Genomic DNA, 21,286 nt, shown 5'->3' on the forward strand with positions numbered 1-21,286 from the left:
TTATATGTCAAAATGCCCATTAAAGGGCATTTAAAATAATTTTAAGCTGTCGTAGTTGTAAATAATTCAGCCAGCATACGTCTTACACCACTCTCCCACTCGGGTAATACCAGATCAAATTTGTTCTGGAATTTATCAGTGTTTAGCCGAGAGTTATTTGGTCGTCGCGCAGGGGTAGGATATGCACTGGTAGGAACGGCATTGAGCTTGTTAATAGCCAGTTTTATTCCCGCTTTACGTGCTTCATCGAATACCAGTGCTGCATAGTCATGCCATGTGGTCGTGCCACTAGCCACCAAGTGATACAGTCCTGCAACCTCAGGTTGTTTAAGCGCTACACGTATTGCATGAGCCGTACAGTCCGCTAGCAATTCAGCTCCTGTGGGCGCACCATACTGATCGTTAATCACCGACATTTCTTCGCGCTCTTTTGCGAAACGTAGCATGGTTTTTGCAAAGTTATTACCTTTACCCGCGTAAACCCAACTGGTGCGGAAAATTAAATGCCGGACACAATTATCCTGAAGCGCTTTCTCACCCGCCAATTTTGTTTCACCATAAACATTCAACGGTGCAGTAGCATCATCTTCACGCCATGGAGTTTCCCCAGTACCAGGAAAGACATAATCAGTCGAATAATGCACGACCCATGCCCCTGTTTCTGAAGCAGCTTTGGCGATAGCTTCGACACTTCGCGCATTGAGCAGTGTTGCAAACTCAACTTCTGACTCAGCTTTATCTACTGCCGTGTGCGCAGCCGCATTCACGATCACATCTGGGCGGATTCGACGTACGGTTTCCGCAACGCCCTCTGGGTTACTGAAATCGCCGCAATAATCTTTCGAGTGGACATCAAGCGCAATAATTTTTCCAAGAGGTGCTAATGCGCGTTGAAGTTCCCAACCCACCTGTCCATTTTTGCCAAAGAGGAGAATATTCATTACTGACGCTCTCCGTAATTCTGTTCAATCCAGGTTTTATAAGCGCCACTCTTCACATTCTCAACCCACTGGGTATTATTCAAATACCACTCCACCGTTTTACGGATACCGCTTTCGAATGTTTCCTGCGGTTTCCAGCCCAGCTCATCGCTGATTTTTGCTGCATCAATTGCATAACGACGATCGTGTCCAGGGCGGTCTGTGACGTAGGTCAGTTGATCGCGGTAAGACCCTTCTTTAGGCACAATCTCATCGAGCAGTTCGCAAATAGTATGTACTACATCCAGGTTTTTCTTCTCGTTATGCCCACCGATATTGTAGGTTTCACCGACTATACCCTGGGTCACCACGGTATACAGTGCTCGGGCATGATCTTCAACATAGAGCCAGTCGCGAATCTGATCGCCTTTACCATAGATTGGCAATGCCTTACCTTCCAGCGCATTAAGAATCACCAGCGGGATCAGCTTTTCAGGGAAATGATATGGCCCGTAGTTATTGGAGCAGTTGGTGACAATTGTTGGGAAACCATAGGTACGTAACCATGCACGAACCAGGTGATCGCTGGATGCCTTAGAAGCAGAATACGGGCTACTCGGCGCATATGCTGTCTTTTCCGTAAACAGAGGCAACACGCTACCGGCAGATACTTCGTCTGGGTGTGGCAGGTCGCCGTATACTTCATCCGTAGAGATATGATGGAAACGGAACGCCGCTTTCTTATCCGCATCCAGGGTGTTCCAGTAACTACGAGCGGCTTCCAGTAACACATAAGTACCGACGATATTCGTTTCAATAAACGCTGCCGGCCCCGTTATAGAGCGATCAACATGACTTTCTGCCGCCAGATGCATCACCGCATCTGGTTGATGAGTGGCAAAAATGCGCTCCATTGCCGCTTTATCACAGATATCCGCATGCTCGAAGTGATAGCGATGACTTTCGCTGACTTCAGAAAGGGACTCAAGGTTACCGGCATAGGTTAGTTTATCGACATTAATAACAGTATCCTGAGTATCTTTAATAATATGACGAACTACTGCAGATCCAATGAAACCCGCCCCACCAGTAACAAGTATTTTCACGTTTTAATTCCGAATATCGTTTATATGACTACTATTTAAATGCTGGTATACAATGCCTGCGTCTGGATATTTACGCACGCTACCGCCCCTGGCCTTACAGCAACCAGAGCACCACTTGATGGATAAAGATGTAACCAGCCCCGCCAGCTTTCGCAAAGCACGCTAAATTCAAACGCTAATTGTCTTACCAAATGCAGTCGGAAACAAGGAAAAATCCAATCAAAAGAAGATTAAACTTAGTAGGTTAACTTCTTGTTATCCATTGTTTTTAAAATAAAAAGCGACAGTAACACCCCACAGCATAAAGCATAGACACAGGGATGTTAGCTGCCGCTATTTTTTCTGGTTTACCGTCACAAAGACCTGTAAATATCTACTCGCTCAGTAGCTTCTCGATGCTCTTACGGAACTTCGGACCTTCTTTCAGGTTACGCAGCCCATACTTAACGAATGCCTGCATGTAGCCCATCTTTTTACCGCAGTCGTAGCTGTCACCCGTCATCAGCATGGCATCAACAGACTGTTTTTTAGCCAACTCTGCAATGGCATCAGTCAGTTGAATACGTCCCCAGGCACCTGGTTCAGTTTTTTCCAGTTCTGCCCAGATATCAGCAGAAAGTACGTAGCGGCCTACAGCCATCAGATCGGAATCCAGCGTCTGCGGTTGATCAGGTTTTTCAATGAATTCAACGATACGGCTGACTTTACCTTCGTTGTCCAAAGGCTCTTTGGTTTGAATAACAGAGTATTCAGACAGATCGCCTTCCATACGCTTAGCCAGCACCTGACTGCGCCCGGTTTCATTAAAACGGGCAACCATAGCAGCGAGGTTGTAGCGCAGCGGATCCGCACTTGCGGTGTCCAGAACAACGTCAGGTAATACCACGACGAACGGGTTATCACCAATGATAGGGCGAGCACAAAGAATGGAGTGACCCAGACCCAGTAATTGAGCCTGACGGACGTTCATGATAGTCACGCCCGGAGGACAGATAGACTGCACCTCGGCTAATAACTGGCGCTTAACACGCTGCTCAAGCAACGATTCGAGTTCGTAAGAGGTGTCGAAGTGGTTCTCAACCGCGTTCTTAGACGCATGAGTTACCAGAACGATTTCTTTGATACCTGCAGCTACAATTTCGTCGACAATGTATTGAATCATCGGCTTGTCTACGATCGGCAGCATCTCTTTAGGGATTGCCTTAGTGGCTGGCAACATGTGCATCCCCAGACCCGCTACCGGAATAACTGCTTTCAAATTAATCATTAAGTCATTCACCTATTCATTAGTTGCTGAATTATAGCTTTTTAGCTTGTTTTAGCCAGTATGAATTACATTGTACAGTTGCCGCGTATGTTACGCCGCTTATCTGTAGAATGCAGTAATCTTAAGCTCAAGTATGTGCGACTTGAGCCAGGAATGGTCGCAAAGTTACCTCCCCTGCCCCGGTAGTCGAAAATTCACCGCTTCTACATTCACTACCTGATGGTTTATACGGTCGATGTCAACTGAACTTTGCCCAGCTTCGTTTACTGCATGTACGTTGGCCAGTGAGAGTAATGTGTCCTGCCTGGCCATAAACTTACCGCGTACGTCCTGGCGCAGATCGAAGTGCATCTTAAGTGCGGGACCCGTAGCCGATTGCTGCATCACCCTGACGTTACGTAAAAAAAGGTGCTGCGGTTGGTTGTGCAACTCAAGCGTGGCATGCTTCATCTCCACGTTGGTGATGGCCACGAATGACGTTGCATTACCAGAGGAGATCTGAATTCCGCGTAATTTGTATTCACGTTTGGTGTTATCGAGATGGATATTATTTAGCTTAAAGTTTTGTGGAATGGATAAATATCGACCTTTGATGACGCCATAACCAATGAGCATACCTGCGCTGTTCTCCATATTGATATTATCAATCACGAAGTTATCACATCCATAAATAGCAACCGTCGCATTATCAATGCCTGCTTTCTTACTGAAATCCGGTGTGATATTTCGCGCGGTAATATTACGAATGATAAAGTGTTTGCCGTTCTCAACATGAACTAACTGCCGACAGTCGGTACCGGTGATGTTCGCCACCACGAAGTTTTTTACCGCCAGTTCATCGGGATAGCTATTGTCATAGGTACTGCCCGCCAGCCCGATACCGATGCCCCAGTTCACATTGCCATTGGTACAGTTAATACGTTCAATGACATGGTCAGAAATGAGGATGTTGCTGTCGTTGATAGCCACATTCCACTCAATGGCATCTCCCTGTAGATCGCTAAAACGGCAGTTTGTAATCTTTACGCCGTCCATTCGGTTATGAAAACCCTGACGCAAAATCCCATAGTTAGCGCGTGTGACAGTAATATCATCAATAATCAGATTACGCATCAGCCTTGAAGTTTTACCGCCGATATAGATTTGCGTCACCGGACCGAAACCGCTCATGGCAATCCCTTTTATTACACAGTCCGAACCACGTACATCCAGGGTAACGTTCTTCAGGCTCCCGCCTTGCTCGCCCACAACGTTGCATCCATCCTGTAAAATAAAGCGCCCACGGCCATTGCCACTTATTCGCCCTTGTATGAAGAGCGTTTTGCCTGGCGGAATAACAATAGCAGTATTGAGATCCTTACATTCCAGGCCTTTTGGTACGACGACCATTTGCCCTTCTTTGAACGCCTGCCTGAAAGAGGCCACCCAATCCTGTGGGTTGTAATCCTGAATGTTGACGCTGCCCGATGATTCAAGCGCGCGAACAACGGGAGAATGCAGCATGACAAGCGCAGAGCCCGCCGTCAGAAAAGTACGGCGTGAGAGTTTGTTCTCTGACATACAACCTCGATTTACATCGTTTGCAGCAGACTGGCTAACTGTTTATTGATAGCTAACTGATTAAATTCATTTTCAATTTTTTCGCGCGCACACTGCACAATCGACTGTACCTGCTCACTGTCGAGCAGGCTAAATGCCGCTAAACGCTCTGCCAGTGCCTGCGCGTCGTTTTCCGGTGCCAGCCAGCCTGATTTACCCGACTCGACCAGCTCCGGGATCCCGCTGTGAACGGTGGAAATCACCGGAATACCCACCGCCATCGCCTCCATCAGTGCCACCGGGATCCCTTCCATATCGCCGTCTCTTCCGGTGATCGAAGGCAGCAAAAATACATCCGCCTGTTCAAGCATCTCCTTTACCTGATGACTGGGCTTAAAGCCGGGCATCTCAATAACGCCATCGAGTTGATATTGCTCGATCAGCGTACGTAAACGACGCTCCCAAGGGCCTATACCCAGAATTCGATAACGAAATGAAACGCCCTGCTCTTTTAACTGACGACAAGCTTCGATGGCGAGGTGCAGTCCTTTTTTCTCGGTTAACCGGGCAACAGAGATTATTTCCAGCGGTGCAGTTGGCGATTTCAACTGGCGTGGCGTAAAGCGTGTCATATCGATTCCCATACGCGAGACGGCAATTTTTTGCGGCGGACATCCCATGTTTTTTAACCGTCCGGCCCAGAGATTGCTGATGGGCAACATTAAATCACCGCGTTGAAACAGCTGCTGATACTCAGGGGTATAGCGGGCCAAAACGCCCCGGTGCGAAACATCAATCCCATGAAATACCGTGGCGATTTTTCCGCGGATCATCCCAAGCTCACGCAGCTTGGCGGCCGTTACGCCTGCGGGCCCAAAATGAGCAATAAAAACATCCGCCTCAAACGCTCGCGGATTCCCGCCGCAAATAGCTGCCAAAATCAGATTGCGCGCCTCCTCACCATAGCGTGCAACATTAAGCGCTTTCCAGGTCGCTGCGCGGGTAATACCGTGCAGAGCCGCCGCTGCCCTATATTTCAGTTTCGCCAGTTTGCTTTCCGGTTCATTCAGCAACCAGCGAGTTTTTTCACCCAGACGGTAGGTATTAAAGGAGGCATGAGTATTTTCAAGATCGCCCTTCTGCAAAGCGACAATCTCCACGTCGTAGCCCATATCGATAAATGCGGTTATCTGATTGAGTACAAATGTCTCGGAGGAGAGCGGAAATTTAAGCAGGAAAAAACCAATCTTCATTTATCCCCCTCAATACGCGTTAAAACCGACTGCACCATGCGTACCCCACGTTCGCGTTCGCGCATAACCGCGTCGCCGAGACGTATGCGCAGCTCAGGTAACTGTCCGAGAGTATCGGCAACCTTCCCTTCGAGACCGCCATCGAGAAGATGACGAATATCAACAGCCATCTCCGGTAACCCCAGTTGTTGCATGATCCCGGCCGATTTGTGCTCGTAGTTAATGGCGATGGCAGGCGTCATAAAATTCATCGAGATGATGGCAGAATGCAAGCGAGTCCCCACCGTCAGATCGCAGGCGCCCAGAATCTTCCCCATCTCCAGATCGTTAAGTTCATCCATCACCACGTGATATCGGGCCGGATCGTTAACATACTGGCGCAGGTTTAACGCCACCATGCGGTCATCTTTGTTGTAACTATCAATACCGGTGCAAGTTGACAGCGCTATCACCTGGTAACCTTCGTCGAGGATGCGGTTCACCACCCCGGAAAAGGCTTGCTCATAGGCCTGCTGCGTTGTCCCCAGACGCTTATCAAAAGGAGCCAGCTCACGCAATGTAATGGCAACGGTCTTCTGTTTAGCCGCCATGTCTAACCAGTGCTGTACCGCATAACCTGGCTCAAAATCCTCATGATGGTTGTCAACCAGCCAGGCCGTATCCACGCCAGTTTCGACTTTATCCGTGGTAATTGCGCTGCGCTTCATCAGATCCAGACTGACGGATTCACGTAAAATTAGCGCATTACAGTGACCAAACACGTAGTTCGCCAGTTGATTAAACTGCTCATCCTGGAATGGCCCCACGCTGTGACCAATCATGTACAGCGGTTTTTTCGCCATAAACGAACACAGGGCATGTTCAAACTGCGGCACGCCATACAGATCGACAAAGAACGATCCGCCGACCTGGATGATGGCGTCATAGCGCGACAGCAGACGGACAAAATCGGTAAAGCCCTGGGCGATAGCGATATTGCGCAGATTACCGGAATCGGTAACACGCGAGAGCAGTACCTGATGCTGATAGCGACGACGCAGCACTTTCTTCACGCGCCCCATAACACCCGCTGCGTTGTTATGTTGCTTCATCTGCAAATACAGCGGGTCGCCCATCACCGGGCGGTTTAACAACCACGAAGAGCTCACCGGGTAACGGCTCATCACATCCACTTCGGTCTCGGGACGCAACGCGTTAATGGCATCCAGCAAACCGCGCAGGATCGCGCTATCCCCTCGGTTCCCGCAGGTATGGTTGCCTAAAATTAGTAATTTCATTATGACCTCTTAAAACGTTGTTCTTATCCCGCACGGAGCAAGGTTTTCATTTTTTCACTGCGACAGAGTTGGCGTTTTATTTCCACCACCAGCGGATGGCGCGACAGCACAATCATTAGCGCAAACACCAGTGCTCCTGCCGCTATCTGGATCCCCAGCAGCGCGCTTAATGGCATCAGGTTACGCAGGGTTAAGCCCAACACATAGCTCACCACAAGGGTTGGTAAGGAGAGATACAACGGCAGCCACAGGCTGAGCATGTACTGACGGTAGCTGGAGCCAAGAACAGGTTTGATCATCACGAAGTAGCTGAGGATCGTGTTAATCACCTGGACCAACAGAAAGCCCAGCGTCACGCCAATCGCCCCTGCCAGATGACCGCCAATGAAAATGGCAGGAATAAACAGAAAGGTTTTGAAAACATTGAATTTGAAGCTGATATCGACCCGGGCTTTCGCCATCAAGAGCGATCCTATTGGATTCCCCACGGATCGCAGCAAACCCACAATGCACAACAATTGCAGGACTGGAATAATGCCGTTCCACTTATCGCCGAATACCAGCGGCACCACGTTATTCGACACCACCATCAGTCCCAGTAGCGCTGGGAAGTTGATAATCCCAACCACTGACAGCAGCTTGTAAAAATTCACCCGTAGTTTTTCGCTGTCGTCCTGGATTTTGGCAAACGCCGGAAACAGCACGCGGGTGATAATCGGGTTCAGTTTGATCGGCGGGACAACCGCCACGTTCCAGGCGAGATTGAATCCGCCCGCCACGCCAGCTCCCAACGTGCGAGCTAAAACCAGCGTGGAAAGGTTGGTATTGATGTAATTGATGATGCTGTCTGCCGTCAGCCATGCGCCAAAACGCAGGTTCGACGAAACGGATGCCAGCGAAAAATGCAGCCCGGGTCGGTAAATCCGGCGGCCAAAATAGCCGAACAGCAGCGTACGTAGCGTACTATTCACCAGATACCCAAGAATGGCCGTCAGCGCGAGCGGCCAGAAATGGGCGCTGACCACGGTAAAGGTAAATCCAGCCAGCACCGAACTGGTTTCAATCATGCCAATTTTGTTGAAGGCCAGCTCTTTTTGCATCAGCGCGCGAAACTGCTGCCCGTGCGGTATCACCACAAACGCCAGTGATAAGGTTTTGATGAGCGGTGCCAGTTCTGGGTTATTGAGCACATGGGCAATCGTCTCGCTCAGCAGAAACATCGCCACGCATACCACGATACCCAGCCCAACGTTGAGCCAGTACAGCGTTGTCAGCTCCAGATAACCAATCTCTTTGCGTTGAATAATTGAGTTGGCGATACCGAAATCCGACAGTGTATCGGCCAGCGCTATGATCACCAGCGACACGGTTAACAACCCGAACTGGTGGTTATCAATAATTCGCGCCAGGACGGTCATCTGAATAAGTCCGAGCCCAATAATGATCACCGTGGCAATCGCCGACCACTTTGCGCCATTAAGCGTTTTTTCTCGTAAGCTCATGTTAATACGCCGCTTTGTTAACAAAGCCTTTGAATATCGTCAGAAAAACAATTTTGATATCGAACCACACGCTCCACTCGCGAATGTATTCGAGGTCAAACTCCACACGTTTCTCCATTTTTTCCAGCGTATCGGTTTCACCGCGCCAGCCGTTGATTTGCGCCCAGCCGGTAATACCCGGTTTCACCTTATGGCGTAACATGTATCCCTCAATCAGTTGGCGGTACTGTTCGTTATGCGCCACCGCATGCGGACGTGGTCCGACGATAGACATCCCCCCGGTGAGCACGTTAATAAACTGCGGCAGTTCATCAAGCGACGTCCGACGCAGGAAATTCCCCACAGGAGTAACGCGCGGATCGTTTTGCGTGGCCTGCGTCACCACCGCATCGTTTTCCATCACTTTCATTGAGCGAAACTTCCAGACTTTGATCGGCTTCCCATCCATGCCATAGCGAGTCTGGCGGAAAATCACCGGTCCTTTGGAGGTCAGTTTTACCAGTAGTGCTATGCCACACAGCACCGGGGAAATAAGTAGCAGGATCAGTGAAGCCAGCACGATATCTTCCGCGCGCTTCAACAGACGATTAATTCCCGAGAGTGGCGTGTCATACAGCGGCACCACCGGAATGCCGTTCATCTCTTCAATCCGTGAATGCAGAATGTTGAAGGTAAAGACATCAGGAATAAGGATCACTGAACAGGTGGTATCGGCCAGCTCGCGCACTAATTTTTTGACGCTGGCACCATCGCTCATCGACATGGCGATATAAACGTTATGAATGCGTGAGGCTTTGGCGTCATCCACCAGTTGTTGCAGATTACCGGCCCAGTCGCGGGAGTTTTTTCCAGGGATAGGGTCGTGATAGATACCTGCAACTTCAAACCCCAGCCACGGTTCATGGCGAAAGCTGTCCAGCAGCATTTGTCCGGCAGGCAGGTCCCCTGCCACTGCCACCCGGCGAGTGTTGTAACCGCGATTACGCAGCCATCCCGCGCCGTAGCGAATAAACGAACGACTCAACACCAGGCCAACGCTGGATAGCAGATACCACGCCAGCCAGACGGCGAGACGGTTATCAAAATCATTATTAAAGGCGATCAGACCTGCGCAAAAAATCAGGCTTAGCGTCCAGTTTTGCAGCAACAGCACCAGCTCAGTGGTCATTTTGACACCACGCCAGGATCGATAAAAATCCGTTATGCCACCGAGCATCTGAAAAACGACCAGCGTGATCAACGCCACCAGCAGGTGCATGTACAGGAAAGGCAAACCGCTTAATTCGCAGATTACCCACAACCCGCCAAACATGATGGTGATATCTGAAAAGCGTTGCACCATCGAAATTAACGACGCATTGGTTTTGGCGCGCTCGCGCTTCTTTAGATGTGTCATCGTGGTTCCTGTTAGTCACCCTTTGCCCAGAATCGGGCAAAGGAAGCACCAGCATTACTGATTCAGTAACGCCAGAAGAGTGCGCGTTCGCGCTTCCATCAACGGAATATCTCCGCGCGATTCCACGTTCAGGCGCACCACCGGTTCGGTATTGGAAGAGCGTAAATTGAAGCGCCAGTCGACAAACGACATGCTGATACCGTCCGTTCTGTCTACCGTCAGTGCCTCACGGGAAAAATGCTGCTCCACGCGCGCAATCGCTGCCGCCGGCTCTGCCAGCGTACTGTTTATTTCACCACTCGCCGGGTAGGCCACCATCCGGTCGCGGACCAGTTCGCCCAGCGACTGCCCTTTCAGACACAGCAGCTCCGCCACCAGCAGCCACGGGATCATCCCGCTGTCGCAGTAAGCAAAGTCGCGAAAATAGTGATGCGCGCTCATCTCGCCACCATAAATGGCATCTTCATGGCGCATCCGCTCTTTGATAAACGCGTGTCCGGTTTTTGACATCACCGGTTTACCGCCTGCCGCCGTCACCACGTCCACGGTGTTCCAGGACAGGCGCGGATCGTGGATAATCTTCGCCCCCGGATTCTTCTCCAGAAACGCCTCCGCCAGCAGGCCGACAATGTAGTAACCCTCAATGAACTGACCTTTTTCATCGAACAGGAAGCAGCGGTCAAAATCACCGTCGAAGGCAATCCCCATATCTGCGCCGTGTTCAATCACCGCGTTGCGCGTGTCAGCCCGACATTCCGGCAGCAGAGGATTGGGAATACCGTTGGGGAAGTTGCCATCCGGCGTATTGTGGATTTTGATGAACTCGACCGGCACGCCCAATGTTTTAAAACGGGCTTCAATGGCGTCAACCACCGGACCTGCCGCGCCGTTGCCGGAATTGAGCACCAGCTTCATCGGTTTCAGTTTGGCGGGATTGATGTAACCCTGCAGGTGGTCAATGTAGGCATCACGGGTAGTAATACGCTGGTAGCGGCCACGTTTTGTCTCATCAACCGCCGGGAAGTCGTTGGCTTCCGCCAGGCGCTGTACGTCGCGCAGACCGGTATCACCGCTGATGGGCCGTGCCCCTTCCCGCACCAGCTTCATGCCGTTGTAATCCATCGGATTATGGCTGGCGGTCACTTCAATACCGCCGTCAATACCCAGGTGGAAGGTGGCAAAATAAATCTCTTCGGTACCCGACATCCCAATATCCAGCACATCCACCCCCGCATCCTGTAGTCCTTTCGCCAGCGCCAGCTTTAGCGTCTTGCTGGTCAGGCGCACATCACCGCCGAGGACAATCGTTTTTGGCTTCAGGAACTCGCCGTAAGCGCGGCCAATACGCCACGCGATATCTTCATTCAATTCTTCGCCCAGCCTGCCGCGAATATCGTAGGCTTTGAAACAGGTTAATTTCGTCATGATTTACCCTTCTTCAGGCAACAGGAGGCCCTGACTCTTAATGAGCCTTTTAATGAGTGTTAAATGCATTTCCCGGCGCGCTTCGCTTACCGGGCCTACGGTGTTGTAGGCCGGATAAGCGCGGCGCATCCTGCATCAGGCACGCCCGTATCTGTCCGCAAACCGCACCACATCATCCTCATCGAGGTAAGATCCGGAGCGCACTTCAATCAGATCGAGCGGGATTTTCCCGGGATTCTCCAGACAATGGGTCGCCCCAAGCGGAATATAGACAGACTCGTTTTCAGCGAGCAGTTTGATGTCATCATTGATCGTCACTTTCGCGGTACCGGCCACCACCACCCAGTGTTCAGCCCGGTGATGATGCATCTGCACGGACAATCCTTCACCGGGTTTAACGGTAATTCGCTTCACCTGGTAACGGTCTCCGGCATCAATGGAGTCGTACTTGCCCCACGGACGGTAAACTTCACGGTGAATATGGTGTTCATGTCGTCCGTCAGCTTTAATTTGCTCCACCACTTTTTTGACGTCCTGCACCGCGTTGCGATCGGCTATCAGCACCGCATCTTTGGTCTGCACCACCACCAGGTCCTTCACCCCGACGGTCGTCACCAGGCCAGATTCGGCATACACGTAGCTGTTCTCCGTTTTGTGGCTAATGACGTCGCCATGATGCACATTGCCTTCGGCGGTATGGGCGCTGATTTCCCACAGCGATGACCAGGAGCCAACATCGCTCCAGCCTGCGTTCATGGGCATTACCACCGCATCGGCCGTACGTTCCATTACCGCATAGTCCACAGACTCTTCCGGACAGGCGAGAAACGCCTGTTCATCAACGCGGATAAAATCGAGATCGGGGTCGACCGTACTCATGGCATTCACACAAGCCTCAAGAATGTCGGGGCGGTACTTTTCCAGTTCTTCCAGGTAACGTCCGGCGCGGAACAAGAACATGCCGCTGTTCCAGTAGTAATCGCCGTTCGCCACATAAGCCTGCGCGGTTTCCAGATTGGGTTTTTCAACAAACTGCGCCACTTCGAACGCCACGGCGTCGGTATTCGTTGGCGAAACCACGCCACGTCGGATATAGCCATAGCCCGTTTCCGGCTGGTCCGGCACGATACCAAACGTCACCAGCTTACCCGCACTGGCATAGGGCATAGCATTGCGAACCGCCTCGCGAAATGCCTCTTCGTCGGCAATCATGTGATCGGCCGCCAATACCAGCAGCAGCGGATCTTCCTCCGGGCTTTGACGTTTTGCCGCCAGTGCGGCCAGCGCTATCGCCGGTGCCGTGTTACGTCCGGCGGGTTCGAGAATAATGTTCTCAGTCAGCTTGTGCAGTTGCCGTAGCTGTTCCGCGACGATGAAACGGTGTTGTTCATTACAGATAACCACCGGGCTTTCACACTCCACGCCGTTCAGACGACAGATCGTTGTCTGCAGCATAGTGAGATCACCTTTCAGGCACAGGAACTGCTTTGGATACAATACGCGGGACAGAGGCCATAAACGGCTACCCGAGCCACCGGCCATCACTACCGGAAAGAGTTTGCTTTGACTCATCATTAACCCCGAATATCAGCAATAAATTGGCTAAGCACGTTATCTTTATCCAGCGTGCGTTCAGCATAGTCACGTGCCACCGTATTGACTTTTGGCATCCTCAACGCCTGTTGGATACCGCAAACCAGCGCATTTACCGATTCCGGCTCCACGCATACTGCGATGCCTGGAACAATGTTACAGAGCTGCCCCAGCTCGGTTTCCGGCTCGGCGGTAATCACCGCGTTACCACCAACGGCGAGGATATTGGTCAGTTTGGAAGGCAGTACGGCATCCGCCGCACCGCGCTTTTGTACCACCAGATGACAGTCCGCCATTTTTAGCAGTGCAGGCAGCGCGTCATAAGATTGCAGCGGAAAGAACATCACATTGTTCAGGCCGCGTTCGCTGGCCATATTCTCCAGTCGCGCTTTACCCCCGCCCTGCCCGACAATCACAAACAGCCAGGGCCGCTCGCTCAACAGGGCCGCTGCGTCGATTACACTCTCCAGTCCTTGCTTTTCACCAATATTGCCAGAGTAGAGAATGATTTTTTTTCCATCAGGCAAGCCCAGCTGCTGGCGCAACGCCAGAGCATCGGCGGCGTCCACATCGCGAAAACGCGCTACTTCTGACCAGTTCGGAAAGAAAATAACCTTCTGTGCATCAACGCCCTTTTCCTGTGCTTTATTCATCATTGAGCGAGAAATGGTCGAAATATGATCCATATTCAACAGCCCACTGCGCTCAAAAGCGCTGGCCAGTTTTGCCACCATACCGCGCTTGCCTTTGCCCGCCATGCCAAGTCCCAACATGGCATCAACTTCGTAATCCTGAATATGCAGCAGCGTGCGCGCCCCGGACAGCTTCGCCAGCAGGCGCATTCCCGGCGTACAAAACAGCGTCGGTACTACCCCAATGATGTGATCTGGCTTCCAGCGGCGCTGCGCCAGCAGCGGAAAGAAACTGCTCATGGCGAAACTGCCTAAATGCAGTAGACGCTTGAGCGTGGAGGGCTGCTCAGGCACATACAGCGGGCAACGCCAGACGATGGTATCGCCCTCTTCACGACGGTAGCGCCAGGATGAATAGCGACCGTTGACCTTCCACTGCGGATAATAAGGTGGCGCAGTGATCACCCGTACGTCATGCCCCTGTCGCGCCATCCACTCCACCATTTCACCGGTGTATTTACCGATACCGGTCAACTCCGGCGAATAGTTGATGCCATACACAAGGATCTTCATAGCCCGGGTGCTCCAGCCTGACTCTTCTCACAGAAGTAAGCCCGGCTGTTGTCGTGCACGTGGTCACTGGCCAGAATCTCTTCAATTGCCAGCCAGCGGTACGCGTCATGTTGAACGTCAGGCAGTTGCAGGTCGTTTTCCGACACCCGCAGACGAAATCCCAGCACGATGTAATGCGTTGAGAAATCTTCCCCGGAAAAGTTGTCGCCATAGAAGTGCTGCCAGACACCGTAAAACTGCGCAGCGGACAGCGGTAAACGTAACCCCAGCTCAGCTTCAGTAAGCCGCTCAAAGGCCGCGTGCAACGGTTCATCTTTTTGCACCCGACCGCCGGGCACAAACCAGTACCCCTGCGCAGGACGATTGAGGCGCTTGCCAAGCAGAAATTCACCGTGGGCGTTTTCCACGATCAAATCGATGGAAATCAGCGGAGTTGAACGTACAACGGTGGAAAAATCCTCATGACGTAAAAACATGCTTACCCCCGGTAACGCTGCTGGTTTTCAAGAAACCACTGATATGTACTGGCAAGTCCCGCTTGCAGAGATATCTCGTGATACCAGCCCAACTGATGCAGACGCGTAACGTCAAGCAATTTGCGCGGCGTGCCGTCCGGTTTGCTGGCGTCAAACACCACGCGCCCCTTGTAACCCACGACCTCCGCAATAGTCTGCGCCAGTTCACGGATGGTGCAGTCCACGCCGGTACCCACGTTGATATGCGACAGCATAGGCTGGGTATATTCCTGCAACACTTCCTGAGCCAACTCCATCACGTGGATACTGGCCGCCGCCATATCGTCGACATGCAGAAATTCACGCATTGGCGTCCCGCTGCCCCATACCACCACATCCGGCGCATTTTGCCCGCGAGCTTCATGAAAGCGGCGCAGCAGCGCCGGGATCACATGCGAATTACTCGGATGAAAGTTGTCATGCGGCCCATACAGATTGGTCGGCATCACCGAGCGATAATCACGGCCATACTGTCGGTTATACGATTCACACAGCTTGATACCGGCAATTTTGGCAATCGCATACGGCTCATTGGTCGGTTCAAGTGTCCCCTGCAACAGTTCACTCTCGGCGATTGGCTGGGTAGCTTGCTTGGGATAAATACAGGATGACCCGAGAAACAACAGTTTATTCACGTTATGCAGATGTGCAGCATGAATAATGTTGCTCTCAATCATCATGTTTTCATAAATAAAATCAGCAGGATAAGTATTGTTTGCCACAATCCCTCCTACTTTTGCCGCCGCCAGATAAACCTGGTCAATACGTTCAGCGGCAAAAAACGCCTGCACCGCACTGGCGTCCAGCAGATTAAGCTGGTCGCGGGTACGCAGCACCAGCTCCACATTATTTCGCTGCGACAATTGTCTGACGATGGCGGACCCCACCATCCCGCGATGGCCCGCCACAAAAATACGTTGTGTCTTCATCCTCAGTACTCCAGCGCGATGGCAACCTCGTAACCGTGCGACTTGAGCAGGGAATGTTTCTTCGCCGCATCAAGATCGTTAGCAACCATTTCCGAGATCATCTGGCGCAGCGTGATTTCCGGTTTCCAGCCCAGTTTTTCATGTGCTTTGGCCGGATCGCCCAGCAGCGTTTCCACCTCAGCCGGACGGAAGTAGCGCGGGTCAACGGCAATCATGACATCGCCTGGCTTCACGCCCGGCGCATCATGTCCGGTCACGGAAACCACGATGCCTTTTTCATTCACGCCCTCACCTTCAAAGCGCAATTTAATCCCCAGTTGTGCTGCCGCCATTTCTACAAACTGGCGCACGGAATACTGCACGCCGGTGGCAATCACGAAATCTTCCGGCTTATCCTGCTGCAGCATCATCCACTGCATCCTGACGTAATCTTTGGCATGCCCCCAGTCGCGCAGTGAATCCATGTTGCCCAGGTACAGGCAAGACTCCAGCCCCTGAGCGATGTTGGCGATCGCCCGGGTAATTTTGCGAGTGACAAAGGTTTCGCCGCGGCGCGGAGACTCGTGGTTAAACAGAATGCCGTTACAGGCATACATCCCGTAAGACTCACGGTAGTTGACGGTTATCCAGTAGGCATACAGCTTAGCAACGGCATACGGTGAACGCGGATAGAACGGCGTGCTCTCTTTCTGCGGGATTTCCTGAACCAGACCATACAGCTCAGAGGTGGACGCCTGATAAAAACGGGTCTTTTTTTCCAGACCAAGGAAGCGGATCGCCTCCAGCAAGCGCAAGGTGCCGATCGCATCAACGTCTGCGGTGTATTCCGGTGAATCAAACGACACCGCAACGTGGCTCATGGCACCCAGGTTATAGACTTCATCCGGTTGGACTTCCTGTAAAATACGGGTCAGATTGGAGGAGTCCGTCAAATCGCCATAGTGCAGATGAAATTTGGGATTGCCTGAATGCGGATCCTGGTAGATGTGGTCCACACGTTCGGTGTTGAATGATGAAGCGCGACGCTTAATACCGTGTACTTCGTACCCTTTTTCCAGCAGGAGTTCTGCCAGGTAAGAACCATCCTGCCCGGTTACGCCAGTAATGAGAGCGACTTTTGACATGTTATAACCTCTTCAGTGATCCCCTCAGGGAGTAACTTTCTCGACGCGTTCGCGCGTGACTACTGCGGGATTTCCCCGACAAATGACATTTGCTGGCAGCGATTTAAATACGCTGCTTCGTGCTCCGACGACGGTGCCATCGCCAATCGTTACGCCAGGCGCGACAAAGACATCTGTCGCCAGCCAGCATTTATCGCCAACCACTATCGGTGTGGCGTTAATATCAAAATGTTGGCTGGCATAATCATGACTCCCGGTGCATAAATAACTTTTTTGCGAAATAACTGCGTGGGCCCCAATCGTAATATCACCTAACGTATATAAAACCGCGTCATCACCCACCCAGGCATAATCTCCCAGAGTTAGTTTCCACGGATAAGTAATTTTTACTGAAGGCCGAATGACTACGTTTTTTCCTATTTTTGCGCCAAACATCCGTAATAAAAATGCACGCCAGCGATACATGACCTGTGGAGACCAGCGAAATAATGTTGATTGCACCGCCCACCATAATTGCACTTTAATAGCGCCGCCGCCGCGAAAACCTCCAGGCACTTTAAATCCGCTTAAGTCTTGCATATTGTGCTCTTACGTTTTTCCATATAAGGTTTTTGCTTTATCGGTTGTGCGCAGACGTAAATATTCTGACAAACCGGTCCAAAAACCAGGCATATGTAATATCTGGCGCTGTACTTTTTTGGCATCCCGGCACAATTCCAGATTATTCGTCGTTGACACTCCGCCCATAGAAAATTCCGACACCAACCCGCGCAGCTTTTTAAAAGCATAGCCGGACTTGTATAATTTGGCTGCCAACGCGTAATCTGACGATATTTTATATTGCAAATCATAATGCCAGACATTCAGTCCTGAGAGAGGAAAGAATATTGCCTGATGGCTGGCTGGCAGGCTGTGATAAATATACCAACCCGGTTTTGCCCGACGCTTAATTTTGTTGCCATTGCCGAAATCCAGCAACGCATCGCCAATGACCATAGTTTGGTCACTCTGCATTTTTAGCTGGCGGATAAAACAAGCCGCATTCGCATGCAGAATATCCCCGGAGTTGAGGAACAATGCAAACCGCCCGCGCGCCATGGCGATGCCTTTGTTCATCGCATCATAGATGCCGTTATCCGGTTCGCTGACAAACCGTAACCGGTGTTCTCCACTGAGTCCTTCAAGAAACGCCGACGTACCATCCGAGGAGCCGCCATCAACAACAATCCACTCAAAACTGATATCACCCGCTTGCGCCAGATGTGCCAGCGACGCGTGAGTTTTGACGATCCCTTCCAGATTGCGAAAGGCGACGGTAATGATACTGAGCAGCATGTGAGTTACCTCGCGATATTCAGCGCCTTGCGCAAAATAAACGGACACACAATTAAAAATGCGTATTCCGGACTAAATACTGAACCAGTAAAAAACAGTGACAATGGTGTAAAAAGATAAAGCTGCACCCGATAATTCTGATTATCGCCAAACGCATTGATCATCATTTTCATGACTTTCCCCATGTACCATAGGGCTAATATCACCGCGAACCATGAAAAATAAATAATCAGCAGATACAAGCCATTGTCTATTGTTTTACCGACATCTGCACCGTTAAAAATTCCGAATGACGCGACGTATTCATAAAGTGAGCCAAATCTCACTACGCCATCAACGTTCAGTAACGAATAACCGACCATCACTAATGGCCCTACGATACGATAATACGATGACGAACCTTCAGTTCCTAAATCACCAAGCCGCGTTGCGATGTACGGAAAAGCAAATATCACACCAACTAAAAACACGCTCAATGAGATTATCGCCAGAGGTAGTTTCTTTTTTATCGCATCCTTATTTAGGTACTGAAACGCCCATTCTAGGAGGTAAAACAAAATAAACGTCATTACTCCTGAAAACGATCCCGATAATATTATCCCTACCAGAATCATAGCATCGGACTTAGGTGTTTTGATACCAAACTGTTTGATACTGAGCCAAATTGAGATTAATGCCAGAGCGAAGAATGCCGGTTCGAAATAGAGCGCGGTAGTTCGTTTCCCACCAAACTTAATAAAGTTCAGAACATAGCTGTTACTGTAAATAAGATATTTCGAAATAACTTCCATTAAACTGCTGCCGCCGCTGAGAATTATCTGCGCCATTTCAGCTGCAGCTAACCCCACCACCAGTCCCACAACCAGCCAGAAAAAGCGCAAGATTTTAATGTAGTTATGCGATGAAATGGTTTTGAAGCGAATACTCCATACCATGCCAATAATCACCACGGTATAGATAAACAACATGGCGGACGTCACGTACTTGCTGGCATCCAGTGACTGACCGAACAGATAGTTAAATGCCGTCAGTCCGCCCCCTACGCCCAGCGCGATCATTAATTTTTTGATATTGATGCGTTCGATAAACAGCAACAGCAGAACGGGTAAAAAGGTAACGATAGTGATCGGGAAGCTCTCGCCAAGCTGGGCGAGTTTGACGTTTACCAGCAGATAAAGCAGCGGTAGCACCAGATAGCTACAGATTCTGATAGAACGAGACATATTCCTCCAGCATCTGTTGTCCACTGTATGCCAATCGGCTGCGCTGGCTAAATGCGGCAAGCGACGTGTCAAAAACCGCCTGCGCAATGTCTGATTTTTTCAGCTGCACCAGTTGCAACACTTCAGCTTCGCTGAACGTTTTTCCGCCTGATTTAGCAAGCACTTCCTGCGCGGCATCGCTGTGCGTGGCTATTACCGGTACGCCGATGGACAGCGCTTCGCACAGAATCAGCGGGTAGTTATCGACACGGGAGCTGAACACCAGTCCATCCATCTGATTAAGCGCACTCATCAACGTGCGCTTATCGCTCTCAAAACCGTGATTGATGACGTTATCTCCCGCAAATGGCGAAAATTTGCCGAAGGTATGCAACTCAATTTTGTCTCCAAGCGCGGTAATCGCTCGCACCAGTTGCTGACTGGTTTTGCCGTCATAGCGCAGGTCATGAGCCACCACGGCAATTTTCGGCCGACCGCTCTCCTCAGGCATCGCGGGTAGTTCGGCAAGAATGGCTTCAGTTGCCACATCAATGCCATTATTGATAATGCGGCAGCGTCCCGCGCCATACAGGCTGTTGAAGGCGTCGGCCACATGCTGACTGGGCGAGATAAACTGGCAACCCAGCGCCAGCATCGCACGAAACATCTGCCGCTTAACGGGCAACTGTTGATGGGCTTTATCGATTTTTACCGGCGGATAGTTGCTCAGCGTTGGGCATTGCAGACAGCCCGTTTTCCAGCCTTCGCAGCCATCGGTAAAGGCACAGCGCCCGGTCACACTCCAGTGATCGTGCAGCGTCCAGACGAAGGTGATATCCGGTTTATGCGCTTTCACTTTTTGGCAAAAGGAGACTACCTCTTCCAGGTTCAACCAGTAGCTGTGCAACACATGAAAATGCAGTACCAGCGGGCCGTTAGTGCGGGTAACCGTACGATATAGCTTGTCGAGATTGCCGAACATGTCGCGGTTCGCGAAACGAAACAGCGCAATGTTCGCCGCCGACGTCAGGCGCGGCGTATATTTGATAACCTGCGGGTATTTCGCATGGCTGGCGCTTTTTTTACCGCCTTTGCCATAGCCATAGACAAAACGCGACGACAGCCCTTTTTCCAGCGACCTCAGATGCAAATCTAACGCCACGCCTGCCGCCCCACCTTCTGCGAGTCGCACATTAAATTGTAATATCTTCATTTTATTACCTTCACCCGTGCCTTCTCGCCCACGACCAGCGCATTGTCCGGAACGCTATCCACCACGACGCTCCCGGCACCAATCGTCACGTTATCGCCAATAGCAACGTCGCCAAGCAGAGTGACATTGGCCCCCAGCTCAACGCTGTTACCGATTACCGGGCAGGACAAATCGTTGGTGCCAAGATTGCCGATGGTGACGCCGTGGCGTAGGGTAAAATCATCCCCCACAACCACGTGTTTATTGATAACCACCCCATAGCCATGATGGATGGTGAAACGACGACCGATTGATGCAGCAGCCTGAATCTCATAGCCAAACAGGCATTCGGTGATAAGGCGGTACATCACCAGTACCGGGGCGGCCCACAGGTTGTTTATGATATTTTTTTTACGCCAGACGGAGCAAAAATGGGCAATCCGATAGGCCACCACCATGCAGCAGGGGCGCAGACTCCAGCCGTTCACGCGTAAATCTTCCAGCAT

General features: G+C 51.0%; 19 protein-coding genes. All 19 read right to left on the reverse strand.

The window, feature by feature from the left end; all coding sequences use genetic code 11:
* Positions 1 to 41: 41 nt before the first annotated feature.
* Positions 42 to 941, reverse strand: a complete 900-nt coding sequence (gene rfbD / locus G4551_RS15050; protein WP_003841822.1) for a dTDP-4-dehydrorhamnose reductase — start codon at positions 939 to 941, stop codon at positions 42 to 44.
* Positions 941 to 2,026, reverse strand: coding sequence for a dTDP-glucose 4,6-dehydratase (rfbB, locus tag G4551_RS15055; RefSeq protein ID WP_003841820.1), 1,086 nt, complete (start codon positions 2,024 to 2,026; stop codon positions 941 to 943). Before rfbB ends, rfbD begins: the two co-directional genes overlap by 1 nt.
* A gap of 373 nt (positions 2,027 to 2,399) precedes the next feature.
* On the reverse strand, positions 2,400 to 3,293 hold the full coding sequence (galF, locus tag G4551_RS15060; protein ID WP_003841818.1) for a UTP--glucose-1-phosphate uridylyltransferase GalF: 894 nt from the start codon (positions 3,291 to 3,293) through the stop codon (positions 2,400 to 2,402).
* Positions 3,294 to 3,458: 165 nt separating this feature from the next.
* Positions 3,459 to 4,853, reverse strand: coding sequence for a colanic acid biosynthesis protein WcaM (gene wcaM, locus G4551_RS15065; RefSeq protein WP_003841816.1), 1,395 nt, complete (start codon positions 4,851 to 4,853; stop codon positions 3,459 to 3,461).
* Between the two features lie 11 nt (positions 4,854 to 4,864).
* The gene (gene wcaL, locus G4551_RS15070) at positions 4,865 to 6,085 is read right to left on the reverse strand and encodes a colanic acid biosynthesis glycosyltransferase WcaL (protein ID WP_003841815.1); all 1,221 of its coding nucleotides are present in this window, start codon (positions 6,083 to 6,085) and stop codon (positions 4,865 to 4,867) included.
* Positions 6,082 to 7,362 (reverse strand): colanic acid biosynthesis pyruvyl transferase WcaK, encoded by a 1,281-nt coding sequence (wcaK, locus tag G4551_RS15075; protein ID WP_003841813.1) that lies wholly within the window; start codon positions 7,360 to 7,362, stop codon positions 6,082 to 6,084. The genes wcaL and wcaK overlap by 4 nt, the downstream gene beginning before the upstream one ends.
* A gap of 23 nt (positions 7,363 to 7,385) precedes the next feature.
* Positions 7,386 to 8,864: a colanic acid undecaprenyl disphosphate flippase WzxC gene (gene wzxC / locus G4551_RS15080; RefSeq protein ID WP_003841812.1), complete on the reverse strand. Its 1,479-nt coding sequence runs from the start codon at positions 8,862 to 8,864 to the stop codon at positions 7,386 to 7,388.
* Between the two features lies 1 nt (position 8,865).
* Positions 8,866 to 10,260 (reverse strand): undecaprenyl-phosphate glucose phosphotransferase, encoded by a 1,395-nt coding sequence (wcaJ, locus tag G4551_RS15085; RefSeq protein ID WP_003841810.1) that lies wholly within the window; start codon positions 10,258 to 10,260, stop codon positions 8,866 to 8,868.
* A 54-nt stretch (positions 10,261 to 10,314) separates the two neighbouring features.
* The gene (gene cpsG, locus G4551_RS15090) at positions 10,315 to 11,685 is read right to left on the reverse strand and encodes a colanic acid biosynthesis phosphomannomutase CpsG (RefSeq protein WP_003841808.1); all 1,371 of its coding nucleotides are present in this window, start codon (positions 11,683 to 11,685) and stop codon (positions 10,315 to 10,317) included.
* 135 nt (positions 11,686 to 11,820) lie between these two features.
* Positions 11,821 to 13,257, reverse strand: coding sequence for a mannose-1-phosphate guanyltransferase (gene cpsB, locus G4551_RS15095; protein WP_003841806.1), 1,437 nt, complete (start codon positions 13,255 to 13,257; stop codon positions 11,821 to 11,823).
* 2 nt (positions 13,258 to 13,259) lie between these two features.
* Complete coding sequence (wcaI, locus tag G4551_RS15100; protein ID WP_003841805.1) at positions 13,260 to 14,483, reverse strand: colanic acid biosynthesis fucosyltransferase WcaI; 1,224 nt, start codon at positions 14,481 to 14,483, stop codon at positions 13,260 to 13,262.
* Complete coding sequence (locus tag G4551_RS15105) at positions 14,480 to 14,959, reverse strand: GDP-mannose mannosyl hydrolase (RefSeq protein ID WP_003841803.1); 480 nt, start codon at positions 14,957 to 14,959, stop codon at positions 14,480 to 14,482. Before G4551_RS15105 ends, wcaI begins: the two co-directional genes overlap by 4 nt.
* A 2-nt stretch (positions 14,960 to 14,961) precedes the next feature.
* Positions 14,962 to 15,927: a GDP-L-fucose synthase gene (gene fcl, locus G4551_RS15110; RefSeq protein WP_003841801.1), complete on the reverse strand. Its 966-nt coding sequence runs from the start codon at positions 15,925 to 15,927 to the stop codon at positions 14,962 to 14,964.
* A 2-nt stretch (positions 15,928 to 15,929) separates the two neighbouring features.
* Positions 15,930 to 17,051: a GDP-mannose 4,6-dehydratase gene (gene gmd, locus G4551_RS15115; protein ID WP_003036748.1), complete on the reverse strand. Its 1,122-nt coding sequence runs from the start codon at positions 17,049 to 17,051 to the stop codon at positions 15,930 to 15,932.
* 24 nt (positions 17,052 to 17,075) lie between these two features.
* Positions 17,076 to 17,630 (reverse strand): colanic acid biosynthesis acetyltransferase WcaF, encoded by a 555-nt coding sequence (gene wcaF, locus G4551_RS15120; RefSeq protein WP_003841800.1) that lies wholly within the window; start codon positions 17,628 to 17,630, stop codon positions 17,076 to 17,078.
* A gap of 9 nt (positions 17,631 to 17,639) precedes the next feature.
* Positions 17,640 to 18,386: a colanic acid biosynthesis glycosyltransferase WcaE gene (wcaE, locus tag G4551_RS15125; protein ID WP_003841797.1), complete on the reverse strand. Its 747-nt coding sequence runs from the start codon at positions 18,384 to 18,386 to the stop codon at positions 17,640 to 17,642.
* A gap of 5 nt (positions 18,387 to 18,391) precedes the next feature.
* Positions 18,392 to 19,609, reverse strand: a complete 1,218-nt coding sequence (wcaD, locus tag G4551_RS15130; RefSeq protein ID WP_003841796.1) for a colanic acid polymerase WcaD — start codon at positions 19,607 to 19,609, stop codon at positions 18,392 to 18,394.
* Positions 19,584 to 20,801, reverse strand: a complete 1,218-nt coding sequence (gene wcaC, locus G4551_RS15135) for a colanic acid biosynthesis glycosyltransferase WcaC (protein ID WP_003841794.1) — start codon at positions 20,799 to 20,801, stop codon at positions 19,584 to 19,586. The genes wcaD and wcaC overlap by 26 nt, the downstream gene beginning before the upstream one ends.
* On the reverse strand, positions 20,798 to 21,286 hold the full coding sequence (wcaB, locus tag G4551_RS15140) for a colanic acid biosynthesis acetyltransferase WcaB (RefSeq protein WP_003841792.1): 489 nt from the start codon (positions 21,284 to 21,286) through the stop codon (positions 20,798 to 20,800). The genes wcaC and wcaB overlap by 4 nt, the downstream gene beginning before the upstream one ends.

The sequence above is a fragment of the Citrobacter freundii ATCC 8090 = MTCC 1658 = NBRC 12681 genome, from assembly GCF_011064845.1.
GTDB lineage: Bacteria > Pseudomonadota > Gammaproteobacteria > Enterobacterales > Enterobacteriaceae > Citrobacter > Citrobacter freundii.

Bases quoted from the DNA above. Each gene is read 5' to 3' on its own strand.
- wcaJ (WP_003841810.1), bottom strand. From the start codon at position 10,260: ATGACACATCTAAAGAAGCGCGAGCGCGCCAAAACCAATGCGTCGTTA.
- wcaL (WP_003841815.1), bottom strand. From the start codon at position 6,085: ATGAAGATTGGTTTTTTCCTGCTTAAATTTCCGCTCTCCTCCGAGACA.
- wcaK (WP_003841813.1), bottom strand. From the start codon at position 7,362: ATGAAATTACTAATTTTAGGCAACCATACCTGCGGGAACCGAGGGGAT.
- wcaC (WP_003841794.1), bottom strand. From the start codon at position 20,801: ATGAAGATATTACAATTTAATGTGCGACTCGCAGAAGGTGGGGCGGCA.
- rfbD (WP_003841822.1), bottom strand. From the start codon at position 941: ATGAATATTCTCCTCTTTGGCAAAAATGGACAGGTGGGTTGGGAACTT.
- wcaD (WP_003841796.1), bottom strand. From the start codon at position 19,609: ATGTCTCGTTCTATCAGAATCTGTAGCTATCTGGTGCTACCGCTGCTT.
- gmd (WP_003036748.1), bottom strand. From the start codon at position 17,051: ATGTCAAAAGTCGCTCTCATTACTGGCGTAACCGGGCAGGATGGTTCT.
- wzxC (WP_003841812.1), bottom strand. From the start codon at position 8,864: ATGAGCTTACGAGAAAAAACGCTTAATGGCGCAAAGTGGTCGGCGATT.
- wcaB (WP_003841792.1), bottom strand. From the start codon at position 21,286: ATGCTGGAAGATTTACGCGTGAACGGCTGGAGTCTGCGCCCCTGCTGC.
- wcaF (WP_003841800.1), bottom strand. From the start codon at position 17,630: ATGCAAGACTTAAGCGGATTTAAAGTGCCTGGAGGTTTTCGCGGCGGC.
- G4551_RS15105 (WP_003841803.1), bottom strand. From the start codon at position 14,959: ATGTTTTTACGTCATGAGGATTTTTCCACCGTTGTACGTTCAACTCCG.
- fcl (WP_003841801.1), bottom strand. From the start codon at position 15,927: ATGAAGACACAACGTATTTTTGTGGCGGGCCATCGCGGGATGGTGGGG.
- cpsG (WP_003841808.1), bottom strand. From the start codon at position 11,685: ATGACGAAATTAACCTGTTTCAAAGCCTACGATATTCGCGGCAGGCTG.
- wcaM (WP_003841816.1), bottom strand. From the start codon at position 4,853: ATGTCAGAGAACAAACTCTCACGCCGTACTTTTCTGACGGCGGGCTCT.
- wcaI (WP_003841805.1), bottom strand. From the start codon at position 14,483: ATGAAGATCCTTGTGTATGGCATCAACTATTCGCCGGAGTTGACCGGT.
- galF (WP_003841818.1), bottom strand. From the start codon at position 3,293: ATGATTAATTTGAAAGCAGTTATTCCGGTAGCGGGTCTGGGGATGCAC.
- wcaE (WP_003841797.1), bottom strand. From the start codon at position 18,386: ATGCTGCTCAGTATCATTACCGTCGCCTTTCGCAATCTGGAAGGGATC.
- cpsB (WP_003841806.1), bottom strand. From the start codon at position 13,257: ATGAGTCAAAGCAAACTCTTTCCGGTAGTGATGGCCGGTGGCTCGGGT.